Consider the following 12,864-nt stretch of genomic DNA (forward strand, 5'->3'; position numbering starts at 1 on the left):
CAAAGCCTTGCCCCCATATCTCAAAAATTTTGGTGTTGCCATTGGCTCATTTTTTCTCATTCCAAAAATGACATTTTTTACAGGTTGAAATAACTTTAGGGAACCTTGATTTATTTGAATTTATTTGAACCAACCATAAATTCCATCGTAGGAATGCCCATATTACCCAGAACCAAGACGGGGGCGGTACCCCTGCGACCCCTATTCCATTTTCATTTAGGATTGCTAGATGCGATCCCAGTAGCATTAACCTATAGTACTGGAACTTGCCAATCCCCAGGATGGCAGTCCGCAGACCCCCCCATTGCCTGAAAAGGTGAGAATGATTATTATGTATTATGAATTATGAAAGGGAACCTAAGACCAGCGGTCGCCTTCTAAAATGAGGAATTAGCCTCCCTTCGTCATTGCCCATCCCTACCCCAATCCGCATGGCTCTGCCTGAACAAATTCTCACCCTCGAATCGAGCCTGAATCAGCTACTGGAAGCATATCAACAGGGGCAAAGGGATTTCACGGGCATTGACCTACAAGGGGTGAACCTCAGTCGGGTGAACCTGACCGGAGCGAATTTGACGGGAGCGAATCTCAGCCACACCAACCTGAGCGGTGCCAACCTCTACGAAGTGAACCTGACGGATGCCAAGCTGGACGGCGCCTATCTCGGCAGTGTCATCCTCCCCGACCAGGAAACGGGTCGCTTGGTCTATGGTTCCGTATTGGTTCGGACGAATCTCAGCCGTGCCACCCTGGTACGTGCCAGCCTTGTGGAGGCCAACCTCAGCCGCACCACCCTATTTCAGGCCAACCTCCGCCAAGCCGACCTGCGCCATGCCAACCTTTATCGCACGAATTTTAATGGGGCGGATTTAACCGAAGCCCAACTCCGGCAGGCCAAACTCTGCGGGGTCAATTTGGAAAATGCCATTATTGACATTCTGGAATTGAGCAAGGCCGACCTTGACCCAGAAACCCGGCAAATGGTGAAGGAGCGCATTAGTAGCGGTAGCTGGCATAACTAATTAATTGCTGGTGCAACTTCACAGTTTCTCGGTGATATTTATCACGTTATCCCAGATTTTTTCTTCCTAAAGTGAAATTATTCAACCTTTGGGAGTTTCATATTATGTCACAATTACAGGAGCATATTGGGCAAGCGGTGCGTTTGTCCCTGGCATTATCCGCCACCATCGGGGTGGTTTGGGGCATTCAAAGCCTGCGACAGGATTTTCAACAACAGGTCAGTTATCCCCATCCGGTCACGACCCAGCCCATCCCCTCTCAACGCTGATCCTGGCGGAGCCACTGACCCAGGCGGATGACTTGGGCAATCCCTTGGAGAAATAGGAGGCCAAAACCCAACACGGGCAGGGATTTTACCCAGTAGCGGGGCAAACCACCGGGGTCGGGGGACTGCTCACCTATGCGCCAAGCGGTGATCACCGTAGGGGTCGTCACCCACAGCAGTAACGCCACAAACGGCAACAGGAACAGCAGGGTAGCCAGCAGGTCAACCCAGGCTCGTTGACGTTCTGACCAGCGATTGTACAGCACATCTACCCGCACATGGGCGTTATGGTAGAGGGTGTAGGCGGCTCCCAGCAAAAAAATCGCACTGAATAGATACCACTGCAATTCTAAAAAGGCATTGGAGGTCAAATTCATGCCCAGCCACCGCCCCAGGTAGCGGCCCACCACATTCCACACCCCCACCAGCACCAACAGGGGCACCAGCGCCATCGCCAGCCAACCCGCCCCCAGGGTCAGACGGTTGAGCCAGTGGGTGATGCTGTCCCAATCACGCATGATTTTAGGATACGCCCATTGTCAGGTTTGATTCAAGATTGTTAAGATAGCTAATGCGTTCCCAAAGTGTTCGCAATGGGGTGTCGCCAAGTGGTAAGGCAGCTGGTTTTGGTCCAGCCATTCCGAGGTTCGAATCCTTGCACCCCAGTCCCTGAAAATTTCGGCAATGCTCATGGCTCTACCGGTACTGGCACTGGATTTTGACGGGGTACTCTGTGATGGGCTGAATGAGTACTTTACCGTCAGTGCTAAGGTTTATCGGGAACTTTGTCCTGAAATTGGCTGTACGGGCAACCTGGAGCCATTGCGGGAATGGTTTTACCGTCTGCGCCCGGTGATTACCCACGGGTGGGAAATGCCCCTGCTTTTGCACGGATTGATGGCGGGGGAGGACATTCAAGCGATGGAATCCGCTTGGCCGCAGGTACAACAACGGCTACTCAGGGAGACTGGGTGGACGGCTCAGGACTTGGGGCAACGGGTGGACGAGATGCGGGATGCCTGGATCGCCCGAGATGAGCAGGAATGGCTGTCCCTGCATGAATTTTACGGGGGCGTGGTGGCGCAGGTGCAAAGATGGTTGACGACGACCCCTTTTCAGCCGGTGATTGTCACCACCAAACAGGAACGGTTTGTACAAGCCCTGTGGTCTGGGGTAGGCGTAACTTGGCCGGAGCAATGGCTGTACGGCAAAACCCTCGCCCAGCCGAAAACCCAGATTTTACAAAAATTGCATCAGCAGTATGGAGTGATTGGGTTTGTGGAGGACCGTTGGGAGGCCCTGACGGCGGTACAGCAGGTGCCCGCTCTACAAAACATTCCTTTATTTCTCGCCACTTGGGGGTACAACACGCCCGCCCAGGCCCAATCTGCCCGCCAGTTGGGGATTCAGCCCCTCAACCTTGGGGAATTTTGCGACCCCCAATCCCCTTGGTGCCGGGGCAATGATTAGCAAAACCTGCAATTATTCATACAATTTGCCGTTTAAGATAAGAAAATTGTATGGCAATTGTGGCATTAGGGGGATGACAAGTCCCTAGCAGTCCTGGTACATTTTATTCGTGTGAGGAGCGAACCAGTGAGGGAGCCGAGACGAAACACGGCAAGTCGTCGGCTCCCTTTCTGGTTTTTAGCTTTTTTATGCTCGTCATTTACCAGATTTGGGAATAATTGTCAAAAAAATTGCATCACAGGGGAGAATTTCCCAAAGACAGGTCAGCCCTATGTTCATCCCCTCAAGCACGATATGCCTAGAATTAGGGCTATGCTACTAACCAAGGGCACCTCTACCAGTTCAGCACCCCCCGCCTTTGGTTTTGGGTAATATGGGTATGCCAACGATGAGACAGGCTATGGGTTGGCTCAAATAAATAGAGATACCCTATAGTGTAGTTGGAACCATCAATGAGGTGTGGGTCAATGGCTTTAGATTATGTATCCGCAGATTTAGTCCAGCAACAGTTGTATTGGCGTTATGCCACCAAAAAATTTGACCCCAACCGGAAAATATCCCCAGAAATTTGGGCGGTTTTAGAAGAAAGTTTGCGTTTAGCTCCCTCCTCTTTTGGTCTGCAACCCTGGCGGTTTATTGTGGTGAATAATCCGGCGATTCGTGCCCAATTGGTAGAACATTCTTGGGGGCAAAAACAAGTGGTTGATGCGTCCCATCTAGTGGTTTTAGCCTTGCAAAAAAATGTAGGCACCCAAGATGTGGACCGTTACCTCGCCCGTACTGCCCAAGTACAAGGTACGCCTATGGAAAACCTCCAGGGTTTTGGCAATTTGATTAAGGGATTTTTGACCCAACCGCCCTACCCATTGAATTTAGAAGAGTGGGCGGCTCGGCAGGTGTATCTTGCCTTGGGACAATTCATGACTGTAGCGGCTTTTATGGGCATTGATACCTGTCCGATGGAGGGATTTATTCCTGCTAAATATGATGAAATTTTGGGCTTAAAAACGACCCCCTATCGCTCGGTGGTGGTGTGTCCAGTGGGCTATCGGGCGGCGGATGATAAAAATGCCCAACGCCCGAAAGTTCGCTACGAAAAAAGTGATGTCTTCATGTATGTGGATTAGGGGCAAATTCAGGTAAAAGTTGCTCTAATGCCCACAGCCAATGGAGCCACGTCGTTCCCCCCTGACAAAAGATGATGTAGGGCGGCCGCAAAGGACCATCGGCGGAAAATTCGCTGGTACTGCCATCAATAAATGTGCCCCCTGCCATAATTAATTGGCTTTCATAACCGGGCATGGGAGCGGGCACGGGGTCCAGGTAACTTCCCACTGGACTCAGCCGTTGTAAAAGGCGACAAAAACGGGTTAAACGGTCAGGGTCGCCCAACTGAATGGCTTGAATCGTATCCGTGCGCGGGGCATCTAAGCCAGGTTGTACCGGGTAGCCCAGTTTGCTAAAAGTAGCCGCCAATAGTAACCCTGATTTGAGGGCTTCCCCCACCATTTGCGGTGCTAAGAATAAGCCCTGAAAAAATAAGCGATTGAACCCCAGGGATGCACCCGCTTCTATCCCAATACCAGGGGCACTCAAACGGTTGGCGGCGAGTTCAACATACGCCTTTTTCCCCGCTACATAACCGCCACAGGGGGCAATGGTACCGCCAGGATTTTTAATCAAAGAACCGGCGATCAAATCAGCACCAACCATAGTCGGTTCCTGCATTTCGGCAAATTCGCCATAGCAATTGTCCACAACGCAAATCACCCCAGGATTAACTTTTTTTATTTCATGAATAACGTTTTTTAGTTGAGCAATTGTTAAACTTGGTCGCCAGGAATAACCACAGGAACGCTGAATAAAAGCCACTCGGGTTTTACTATGAATCATCTGGGGTAATTTTACCCAATCAATGTCACCCGTTGGGGTTAAATCTAATTGCCGGTAAAGAATCCCAAAATCCTGTAATGAACCGCTACCAGATTCTCGGATTCCCAACACCGGCTCCAAGGTATCGTAGGGGGCACCGGCGACGGACAAGAGTTCATCCCCCGGTCGGAGGACACCGTACAAGGCGCAGGCGATGGCATGGGTACCGGAGAAAAACTGAGGACGTACCAAAGCCATTTCCGCACCTATAACTTGAGCGAATACCTGTTCTAAAACCTCTCGTCCCTGATCCCCGTGACCATAGCCGGTGGTGGACTGAAAATGATGCACCCCGACCCGATGGGTATTCATGGCGGTAACCACGCGACTAAAATTGTATTTAACCAGCCCATCAATGCGCCGAAAATCATTCGTTAATTCATCAATAATTTGGCGCAATAGGGGATGATTGGTGAGAGGGTCAGTCATGGTTTTTGGGTTCATTAACTCATGTCAATATAGCATTTCTCAATTAGAATAAAATCGGGTTTCTAGGAGTATCGCCCCCTCCTGAGTTCCATAGAATTTCTGTTCGTTCATCCTGTAGGATTGCTATGGATAGAGTTATCCTAAATTAATGAATGATTGTTTGTTCAGGCTGAATCATGGCAGGACATAGTAAGTGGGCGAATATCAAACGGCAAAAAGCCCGGGTGGATGCCCTCAAGGGACAGGTTTTTGCCAAATTATCACGGGAGATGATTGTGGCGGCACGCTCAGGGTTGCCTGACCCGGCGGCTAATTTTCGCCTGCGGACAGCAGTGGAGAAGGCTAAGGCGGCGGGGATGTCCCAGGAAAATATCGAACGGGCGATTGCCAAGGGGGCAGGACTGTTGGGGGCGGATGCGGACAGTTTGGAGGCGGTGCGTTACGAGGGCTATGCGCCGGGGGGGGTGGCGGTCTTGATCGAAGCCCTGACGGATAACCGCAACCGGACGGCGGGGGAGATTCGGGCGGCGTTTAATAAATACGGGGGCAATTTGGGGGAAACCGGCTGTGTGGGCTGGATGTTTACCCAGGTGGGCTGGATTGAACTGCCGGGGGTGACGAATGAAGATGACCTGCTGGCGGCGGCGCTCCAGGTGCCTGCGACGGGGTACGAGTGGGACGGGGAGACGGCGGCGTTGCTCACGGAACCCTTGGCTTTGGAGGCGGTGGTGACGGCACTACAAAAAGAGGGGTATCCAGTGGGCACGGCCCTGACCCGCTGGCAACCCACGACTACGGTGGCGATTACCGATGCGGACTGGGGGCGAAAGGTACTGCGGTTGTTAGAGGTATTGGAGGATTTGGACGACGTGCAGGCGGTGAGTGCCAATTTTGAGATGGATGAGCCGGTGTGGGCAACGCTCATGGGCCATTGACCAATCCCCTGTATCATAAAACCATGAATGCGGATGAACTGTTACGGCGGTATGCGGATGGGGAGCGGGACTTCCGGCAGGTGAACCTGAACGGGGCGGATTTGGCTTTGGCCATCCTGCGGGAAATCAATCTCAGTCGGGCGAAGCTGGCGGGGGTTGGCTTCAGTCAGGCGAATTTGACCCGGGCGGATTTGAGCCGGGGGATTTTGCGGGAAGCGGATTTGAGCCAGGCAGTACTGCGGGAGGCCAATCTGACGGCCGCCAAACTGGTGGGGGCGTATCTGAGCCAGGCGGATTTGGAGGGGGCGGTTCTCAACAAGGCCAAATTGACCGAAGCGGATTTGGTGGGGGTAAATCTGCGGGGTGCCAAGTTGGTGGGGGCCAATTTGAGCCGGGTGGTGCTGATTGAGGCGGATTTGAGCGGGGCTGACCTGAGTGGGGCGGATTTAACGGGTGCGAATTTGAACGATGCCCGTCTATGTGGAGCGAATTTGGCACGGGTGGATTTGACCCGGGCGGCCCTGCGGCACAGTGACCTCAGTCAGGCCAATTTTTTTGAAGCGGATTTGAGCCGGGCAATTTTGCAGGGGGCGAAACTGGTGGGGGCGGGCTTGAGCGATGCGATTTTGAGTGAAGCCAATCTTGCCAATGCGGACTTGACCGAAGCCCAATGTATGAACGCCGATTTCAGCCGCACCAACCTCAAGGGGGCGAACCTCACCCGGGCGGTTTTGAACGGGGCGATTTTAGACCGGGTGGATTTGATCCATGCCAATCTCACGGAGGCCGACCTCACCCGGGCGGATTTGACCGGCGTGGATTTGAGCCGCACCAACCTCACCCGGGCGCAACTGCCCAAGGCGATGTTACAGCGCAGTAATCTGGTACAGGCGACGCTCCGGGAGGCCAATTTGAGCGAAGCGGATTTGAGCGATGCCCGTTTGTGCCGGGCGATTCTCACGGGGGCACGGTTGCACCAGGCCAATCTCACGGGTGGGGATTTGACCGGGGTATTGCTCCAGGGGGCGGATTTGGGCGGGGCCAATCTCACCGGGGCAATTCTCAACCAGGCGGACTTGACCAATGCCAGCCTAGTGGGTGCCGATTTGAGCGGGGCTTCTCTCTATGAAGTGCTGGTGCAGGGAACGGATTTCACCCGGGCCTGTCTAACCGATGCCTATCTGGAGGCCACGGATTTACAGGGTGCCCTGCTCACGGAAGCGATTTTGCCCCGCTGACCACCAGGCGGTAGGGGGGGGACTGCCCAGGGTCAAGACTGCCGATGAAAATTTCGTAAACCCCTGCCCGCCAATACCCGGAAATCTGCGCCGGGCGGTCTTGGATGGGGGTCGCACACAAAAACCCATCGGCTCCCCGGACCAGGAGGGTAACGTTTCGGGCCTCCCTGACCTCCAATTTCAGATAATCCATATCTTCCGCAATCTGCAACCGATGGTTGGGGCGGCGATGGACAGAACCACACTGCCCACTGGCGACCGCACCACCCGCCCGTCCCTCCAGGGTTAAAGGTTCAAACCCCGGTGCCACCACCACCAAAGGCACGCCACAAGCGGTCAGCACTAACCCCAGACCCAGCCAGAACCACGGTTTTGCCATTACCCTGGCAGGGTTCTCTGCGCCCACCAGCGGGTCATGACCGCCACCGCCAACATGGCCGTCAACCCCAGGGGACTGGCCAAGGGATTCGTCTCCAGCGCCGTCAGCCAGGGGGGGAAATCGGGATGCACCGTCAGCCAGCCCCCCACCCGCACCCAGTAGTAGGTCGCCACCAGCCCCCCGTGAAACCCCACCGGCCACCCCAGGCGACCCCCACAGGCCAGCCGTCCCCAGGCCAAACTCAACCCCAACAACATCAACCCCGGAAACTGCGGCCAGATGGTCAAAAGCACCTGCGGGGGGTGGAAAAAATGCGCCAAGGCAAACACCCCACTACTGCCCCAGACCGCCCCCGCCACCCCATAATCCTGGCGCAACTCCTGCCACAACCAACCCCGAAACAGCCATTCCTCCGCCAAGGCCACCCCCAACCCCACGGCGACCCCTTCCAAAATAATTGGCGTCTCCGGCGGTTTCTGCCACTGCAACCAGCCCCAGTGCGCCTGCATACTGAGTAATGCCATCAACGCCCCCAGCCCCCACCCCCAACCCCACAGGGCTTCCCGCCCCCAGCGTTCCCCCAACGCCAAACCGTAGTAAGCCCAGGGATGCCGTTCCCCCCGCACTCCCCAACTCCACCAGTACAAAATACCGATAAATTCCAGATAGAGAATTGTGGTCGCCAGAGAGCGCACCTGGTCACCCGTACCCAAAAACGGCCAGAGTACCAGCACCACCGGCAACCAAAACGCCAACAAAATCAGGACAAACGCCAGCAACCGCAGGGGGAATGGCAAAGTCGCCAACCGGCGTAACCTCGCTTTTAGCATTCCGGCTCAATCGTGCTGGTCAAGCCCCGGCGTTGCAACCCCTCGCAATAAAATTCCGCTGGCTCCTGGGGGCAGACAATCACCAACCCCACCCCCGTATTGTGAGCCTCCAACATCACCGCCACCGCATCCATCCAAGACAGGCTGGGCACGGTTTTCATCAGGGACTCCACCACATACTCCATCGTGTTGTGGTCATCATTGTGCAACAGCACTTTGTAGTTGGGGGCGTGTTTGCGCTGTCCCCCGGTTTTCGGCTTTTCCAGAATCTCAGTAGCCACTGCGGTTCCTCCCTAATTCACACAATAAATTAACTGAGCTTGTAATTGGTTATAAATAAAGTCTAAAGCCCCCATCAATACCGGTAGGTCATCGAGGGTGTAAAAACGGATGTTAAAGGTAAAAAAATCACGCACCAATTTACCAAATTGCCAAATTTTACCATCCGTGACAATGCCGTAGATGTCCACCGCCTGGTCATTCATTTTTTGTGCCGCCACCATCGCCGCCAGACATTGCCCCCAACCCGCATCAAAATCATTCTTTTTCGCTTCCATAACCAAGAGTAAAGGCTTTTCCAAAACCGTTTTGCCTAGGGGGGAACGCTTGGATACCAAGTAATCCGGTGTACCTGCCAAGACCTCATCATAACGAATAAACCGATGACTCCAGAGGGAAAAGACATCGGCATAGGGGCGATAGGCGGTTTTGAGCACTGGAAAAATTAAGTTTTCCCGAATGGCAAATTCCGACCCATGGGTATCAATAAATTTTTCGGTAAACTCCAGTTCATCCATCAATTCTTGGCTAACCGCTATCGGGTTCACTTGCATAAAATTCTCACTTTGATATTTAATCAAAAACCGTTCCTGGACTTCCGCAATGGTTGAAAAATCCGTAAAGGCCATAGAAGGCTCCCGATTGACCTATCGTTTCACCTGCACACCCCGCCAAAACGCCACATAGCCCTTGATGTTCTGGGCGGCTGGTTTGGGTTCCGGGTAATACCAAGCGGCATCGGGATTTTCCTTACCGTTGACCGTGACGGTGTAATAATTGGCAACCCCTTTCCAACCGCAGGTGGTGTGGGTGTCAGACGGGCGAAAATACTCCATTTTCAGGGCGGACGGCGGAAAATACACATTCCCTTCCACCACTTCGTAGTGGTCGCTCTCGGCTAAAACCACCCCTTCCCAAACTGCCTGCGCCATCGGAGTACCTACTCTGCGGACGGTCAAATTTATTTTAACTTAATCATTCCGGGCGGGGGAGTCGCTAGGATGGATCAACGGCATGGAGGGATGGGAATGTTGCCCTGTTTGCGACCGGATTTGGCGACGTTGGCGGTCTATCACCCCCAGGCACGGGAACTGGGGACGGATTGGCTCGACGGCAATGAGTTTCCGCTGGATTGGCCGGCACCGCTGAAGGAAAAATTGGTCTGGCTGTACCGCCAGGATATTGCCAACAACCGCTACCCCGATGGCAGTCATGGGGAGGTGAAGCAGGAATTATAGTCATTCCGAGTTAGAATGCGACATTTTTTAGGTATTCGTAATCGCTCTATCCCCTTCTAGGAAAGGGTTTTCAGGTAAAAGTGAATGTCGCAAATTTGTTTGAAATTATTTCATTATTATGCAACAGCACTTTGTAGTTGGGGGCGTGTTTGCGCTGTCCCCCGGTTTTCGGCTTTTCCAGAATCTCCGTAGCCACTGCGGTCCCTCCCCAATTTAGATGCAACTGAACTAACTAACGCCATGGGTAACATCATCAGCACGATGAGATTGAGCCAATTTCACCTCCAAGGTACACCCCACCGCTTCAGCATAACGGCGCAGGGTCGCCAGGGAAGGGGAATGTTTCCCCGTCATCAGGGATGCCTCCAGACGAGCAACCGCCGGGGCTTTGGTTCCCATACGTTTGGCTACCTCAGCTTGTGACAACCCTGCCTCTTCCCGTGCCGCTAACATTTGCCGCAGTAAAGCAAATTCCGTGCTTAAGTTGTCATAGACCAATTGGGTCTCTGGATTCTGCAAAAGCTTTGCTTTCAATTCAGCGTGATTCATCGTTTTTGACCTCCAATAGCCGTTTTCGAGCAATTTTAAGTACCTGGGGAGCCGTTTTTTGAGATTTTTTGATGTAACCGTATAACATAGCAATTCGTTGACCAGCTAAAGTGCAATAAAATATGCGAGCAATCCCCTCTGGGGCTTTTAAGCGTAACTCAAATAAACCATGACTCAAGGCACGGGTGTGGGGCATTCCTAAATCGGCTCCAAATTCAAGCATAAGGTCGGTGAGCCGCAGATATTTAGCCGCCAATCCGGGAGATAATTGCAAAATAAATTGCTCAACATCATCGTAGGGGTATTCGATATTCCAGGGCATGACCCTGCCCAATGATACATAACATAGATGTTAATCCAGTTCACGCTCATTGCATGACCCATAGGGGTTATCGTTTTACCTGCACACCCCGCCAAAACGCCACATAGCCCTTGATATTCTGGGCGGCTGGTTTGGGTTCCGGGTAATACCAAGCGGCATCGGGATTTTCCTTACCGTTGACCGTGACGGTGTAATAATTGGCAACCCCTTTCCAACCGCAGGTGGTGTGGGTGTCAGACGGGCGAAAATACTCCATTTTCAGGGCGGACGGCGGAAAATACACATTCCCTTCCACCACCTCGTAGTGGTCGCTCTCGGCTAAAACCACCCCTTCCCAAACTGCCTGCGCCATCGGAGTACCTACATACGGACGGTCAAATTTATTCTAACTTAATCATTCCGGGCGGGGGAGTCGCTAGGATGGATCAACGGCATGGAGGGATGGGAATGTTGCCCTGTTTGCGACCGGATTTGGCGACGTTGACCGTTTATCACCCCCAGGCACGGGAACTGGGGACGGATTGGCTCGACGGCAATGAGTTTCCGCTGGATTGGCCGGCGCCGCTGAAGGAAAAATTGGTCTGGCTGTACCGCCAGGATATTGCCAACAACCGCTACCCCGATGGCAGTCATGGGGAGGTGAAGCAGGAATTATGTCATTACATCCACGAAGGGCTGGGCACGACCCCATCCCCAATTACGCCGGAATGGCTGACGGTGGGCAACGGTTCCGATGAGTTGATTCGCTCTTTGTTGATTGCCACCTGTTTGGGGCAAAATGCGGGGATTTTGATTGCGGAACCCACGTTTTCCATGTACAAAATTCTCGCCCGTACCCTGGGCATTCCCGTTTGGACGGCGGCACGGGATGAACAGTTCGCCATGTGTCTTCCCCAGGCGACGGAGTTAATTAACCAAGAACCGATCCGGGTGGTGTTTGTGGTGCATCCCAATTCCCCCACCGGCAACGGTTTGACGCTTCAGGAACGGGAGTGGTTGCGCCAACTGCCCCCCAAAATCCTGGTGGTGATTGATGAAGCCTATTTTGAATTTAGCCAGGACACCCTTTTGCCCGATTTGTTAACGCATCCCAATTGGGTGATTTTACGCACCTTTTCCAAGGGGTTTCGCCTCGCCAATTTGCGGGTCGGGTATGCCATTGCCCACCCGGAGGTAATTAGCGCCCTGGAAGCTGTACGTTTGCCCTACAATCTCACCGGCTTTTCCCTGCTGGCGGCACACCTAGCGCTCACCCAACGGCGGCAACTGCTCAGCGCTATCCCGGAAATTCTCACCGAGCGGGAACGGCTGTGGGCAGAATTGCAAAAAATTCCTGAAATCCAAGTGTGGGCGAGTCAAGCCAATTTTTTGTACTGCCGTTCTACCATCCATCCCCCAGCATGGTTACATCAACGGTTGCAGGAACTGGGGAGCTTGGTGCGGCACACGGGCGGGGGATTGCGTCTGACGGTTGGGACACCCGCCGAAAACACCCGTTTATTACAACGTCTGCGGCAAACCTGCGGGGGTTAAACCCACCGACAAGCCCTGACTGTAGGCACGAAACCGCTCCAAATCCCCTAGCAGTGTCCGTTCCACGTGGGGCCCAACCAACCCATCCACCCACTGGCTCACCCAAGCGGGCAGACTGTACGCCACCGTCAGCTTGACCACACAATGCGCCCCCCGGTCATAAAACCGCACCGCCCCCCGATTCGGCAGACCCGTCACCGATTCCCACTGCATAATTTGGTGGGGAATTTGCTTAATGATCCGGGAGTGCCAATTGAAATCCAAGCCCCGGGTCGCCAGATGCCAACGGGACAATTCCGGTTGATCCGGCAAAATTTCCACCGACCGAATCCACTGCATCCAGTGGGGAATGCGCTCCAAATCCGACCACAATTCCCACGCCACCTGCACCGGAATTTCCACATCCACCTGCACCGTATGTTCGCTCCATTCTGCCATTGGT

The 12,864-nt window shown here is 53.6% G+C and carries 19 protein-coding genes and 1 tRNA gene; 9 read left to right on the plus strand and 11 right to left on the minus strand.

Annotated features, from left to right (window positions below):
• Positions 1 to 431 precede the first annotated feature (431 nt).
• Both MLD66_RS06565 and MLD66_RS06570 read left to right on the plus strand, forming a co-directional pair.
• Positions 432 to 1,022 carry a pentapeptide repeat-containing protein gene (locus MLD66_RS06565; RefSeq protein WP_247216223.1) on the plus strand — a complete coding sequence of 197 codons (591 nt, stop codon included), beginning with the start codon at positions 432 to 434 and terminating at the stop codon, positions 1,020 to 1,022.
• A 104-nt stretch (positions 1,023 to 1,126) separates the two neighbouring features.
• Positions 1,127 to 1,291, plus strand: coding sequence for a hypothetical protein (locus MLD66_RS06570; RefSeq protein ID WP_247216225.1), 165 nt, complete (start codon positions 1,127 to 1,129; stop codon positions 1,289 to 1,291).
• On the opposite strand, the gene MLD66_RS06575 is transcribed toward MLD66_RS06570, so the two are convergent.
• Positions 1,282 to 1,806, minus strand: coding sequence for a TRAP transporter small permease subunit (locus MLD66_RS06575; protein WP_247216227.1), 525 nt, complete (start codon positions 1,804 to 1,806; stop codon positions 1,282 to 1,284). The two genes, MLD66_RS06570 and MLD66_RS06575, sit on opposite strands and share 10 nt — an antisense overlap.
• Before the next feature lie 76 nt (positions 1,807 to 1,882).
• Between MLD66_RS06575 and MLD66_RS06580 the strand changes: the two genes are divergently transcribed.
• From MLD66_RS06580 to MLD66_RS06590, 3 genes are all read left to right on the plus strand, one after another.
• Positions 1,883 to 1,954 (plus strand) — tRNA-Gln (locus tag MLD66_RS06580).
• Positions 1,955 to 1,978: 24 nt separating this feature from the next.
• Complete coding sequence (locus MLD66_RS06585; RefSeq protein WP_247216228.1) at positions 1,979 to 2,758, plus strand: HAD family hydrolase; 780 nt, start codon at positions 1,979 to 1,981, stop codon at positions 2,756 to 2,758.
• A 467-nt stretch (positions 2,759 to 3,225) separates the two neighbouring features.
• Positions 3,226 to 3,885, plus strand: a complete 660-nt coding sequence (locus MLD66_RS06590) for an NAD(P)H-dependent oxidoreductase (RefSeq protein WP_247216230.1) — start codon at positions 3,226 to 3,228, stop codon at positions 3,883 to 3,885.
• On the opposite strand, the gene MLD66_RS06595 is transcribed toward MLD66_RS06590, so the two are convergent.
• Entirely contained in the window at positions 3,869 to 5,119 is a 1,251-nt protein-coding gene (locus tag MLD66_RS06595) for a methionine gamma-lyase family protein (protein ID WP_247216232.1), read from the minus strand. The two genes, MLD66_RS06590 and MLD66_RS06595, sit on opposite strands and share 17 nt — an antisense overlap.
• Before the next feature lie 176 nt (positions 5,120 to 5,295).
• Between MLD66_RS06595 and MLD66_RS06600 the strand changes: the two genes are divergently transcribed.
• The gene (locus tag MLD66_RS06600) at positions 5,296 to 6,054 is read left to right on the plus strand and encodes a YebC/PmpR family DNA-binding transcriptional regulator (RefSeq protein WP_247216235.1); all 759 of its coding nucleotides are present in this window, start codon (positions 5,296 to 5,298) and stop codon (positions 6,052 to 6,054) included.
• A gap of 23 nt (positions 6,055 to 6,077) precedes the next feature.
• Entirely contained in the window at positions 6,078 to 7,292 is a 1,215-nt protein-coding gene (locus MLD66_RS06605; protein ID WP_247216237.1) for a pentapeptide repeat-containing protein, read from the plus strand.
• On the opposite strand, the gene MLD66_RS06610 is transcribed toward MLD66_RS06605, so the two are convergent.
• From MLD66_RS06610 to MLD66_RS06630, 5 genes are read right to left on the minus strand one after another with little or no spacing between them, the layout of a single operon-like run.
• Entirely contained in the window at positions 7,267 to 7,671 is a 405-nt protein-coding gene (locus MLD66_RS06610; RefSeq protein ID WP_247216239.1) for a hypothetical protein, read from the minus strand. The genes MLD66_RS06605 and MLD66_RS06610 overlap by 26 nt on opposite strands.
• Positions 7,671 to 8,501 (minus strand): CPBP family intramembrane glutamic endopeptidase, encoded by an 831-nt coding sequence (locus MLD66_RS06615; protein WP_247216241.1) that lies wholly within the window; start codon positions 8,499 to 8,501, stop codon positions 7,671 to 7,673. The genes MLD66_RS06610 and MLD66_RS06615 overlap by 1 nt, the downstream gene beginning before the upstream one ends.
• A complete protein-coding gene (gene clpS / locus MLD66_RS06620) occupies positions 8,495 to 8,782 on the minus strand; it encodes an ATP-dependent Clp protease adapter ClpS (protein WP_247216243.1) in 288 nt (95 codons plus the stop codon). Before clpS ends, MLD66_RS06615 begins: the two co-directional genes overlap by 7 nt.
• 12 nt (positions 8,783 to 8,794) lie before the next feature.
• The gene (locus tag MLD66_RS06625) at positions 8,795 to 9,409 is read right to left on the minus strand and encodes a hypothetical protein (RefSeq protein WP_247216244.1); all 615 of its coding nucleotides are present in this window, start codon (positions 9,407 to 9,409) and stop codon (positions 8,795 to 8,797) included.
• An 18-nt stretch (positions 9,410 to 9,427) separates the two neighbouring features.
• On the minus strand, positions 9,428 to 9,712 hold the full coding sequence (locus tag MLD66_RS06630; protein WP_247216246.1) for a DUF427 domain-containing protein: 285 nt from the start codon (positions 9,710 to 9,712) through the stop codon (positions 9,428 to 9,430).
• A 69-nt stretch (positions 9,713 to 9,781) separates the two neighbouring features.
• Between MLD66_RS06630 and MLD66_RS06635 the strand changes: the two genes are divergently transcribed.
• Positions 9,782 to 10,018: a hypothetical protein gene (locus tag MLD66_RS06635; RefSeq protein WP_247216248.1), complete on the plus strand. Its 237-nt coding sequence runs from the start codon at positions 9,782 to 9,784 to the stop codon at positions 10,016 to 10,018.
• A 228-nt stretch (positions 10,019 to 10,246) separates the two neighbouring features.
• On the opposite strand, the gene MLD66_RS06640 is transcribed toward MLD66_RS06635, so the two are convergent.
• From MLD66_RS06640 to MLD66_RS06650, 3 genes are all read right to left on the minus strand, one after another.
• The gene (locus MLD66_RS06640) at positions 10,247 to 10,567 is read right to left on the minus strand and encodes a helix-turn-helix transcriptional regulator (RefSeq protein WP_247216250.1); all 321 of its coding nucleotides are present in this window, start codon (positions 10,565 to 10,567) and stop codon (positions 10,247 to 10,249) included.
• A complete protein-coding gene (locus tag MLD66_RS06645; RefSeq protein WP_247216253.1) occupies positions 10,554 to 10,889 on the minus strand; it encodes a type II toxin-antitoxin system RelE/ParE family toxin in 336 nt (111 codons plus the stop codon). Before MLD66_RS06645 ends, MLD66_RS06640 begins: the two co-directional genes overlap by 14 nt.
• A gap of 67 nt (positions 10,890 to 10,956) precedes the next feature.
• The gene (locus MLD66_RS06650; RefSeq protein ID WP_247216246.1) at positions 10,957 to 11,241 is read right to left on the minus strand and encodes a DUF427 domain-containing protein; all 285 of its coding nucleotides are present in this window, start codon (positions 11,239 to 11,241) and stop codon (positions 10,957 to 10,959) included.
• 95 nt (positions 11,242 to 11,336) lie between these two features.
• Here MLD66_RS06650 and MLD66_RS06655 point away from each other — a divergent pair, with 95 nt between their 5' ends.
• Positions 11,337 to 12,422: a histidinol-phosphate transaminase gene (locus tag MLD66_RS06655; RefSeq protein ID WP_339397029.1), complete on the plus strand. Its 1,086-nt coding sequence runs from the start codon at positions 11,337 to 11,339 to the stop codon at positions 12,420 to 12,422.
• Here MLD66_RS06655 and MLD66_RS06660 read toward each other — a convergent pair.
• Positions 12,390 to 12,860: an SRPBCC family protein gene (locus MLD66_RS06660; protein WP_247216256.1), complete on the minus strand. Its 471-nt coding sequence runs from the start codon at positions 12,858 to 12,860 to the stop codon at positions 12,390 to 12,392. The genes MLD66_RS06655 and MLD66_RS06660 overlap by 33 nt on opposite strands.
• Positions 12,861 to 12,864: the final 4 nt, after the last annotated feature.

The organism is Synechococcus sp. C9 (genome assembly GCF_022984075.1).
Lineage (GTDB): Bacteria > Cyanobacteriota > Cyanobacteriia > Gloeomargaritales > Gloeomargaritaceae > Gloeomargarita.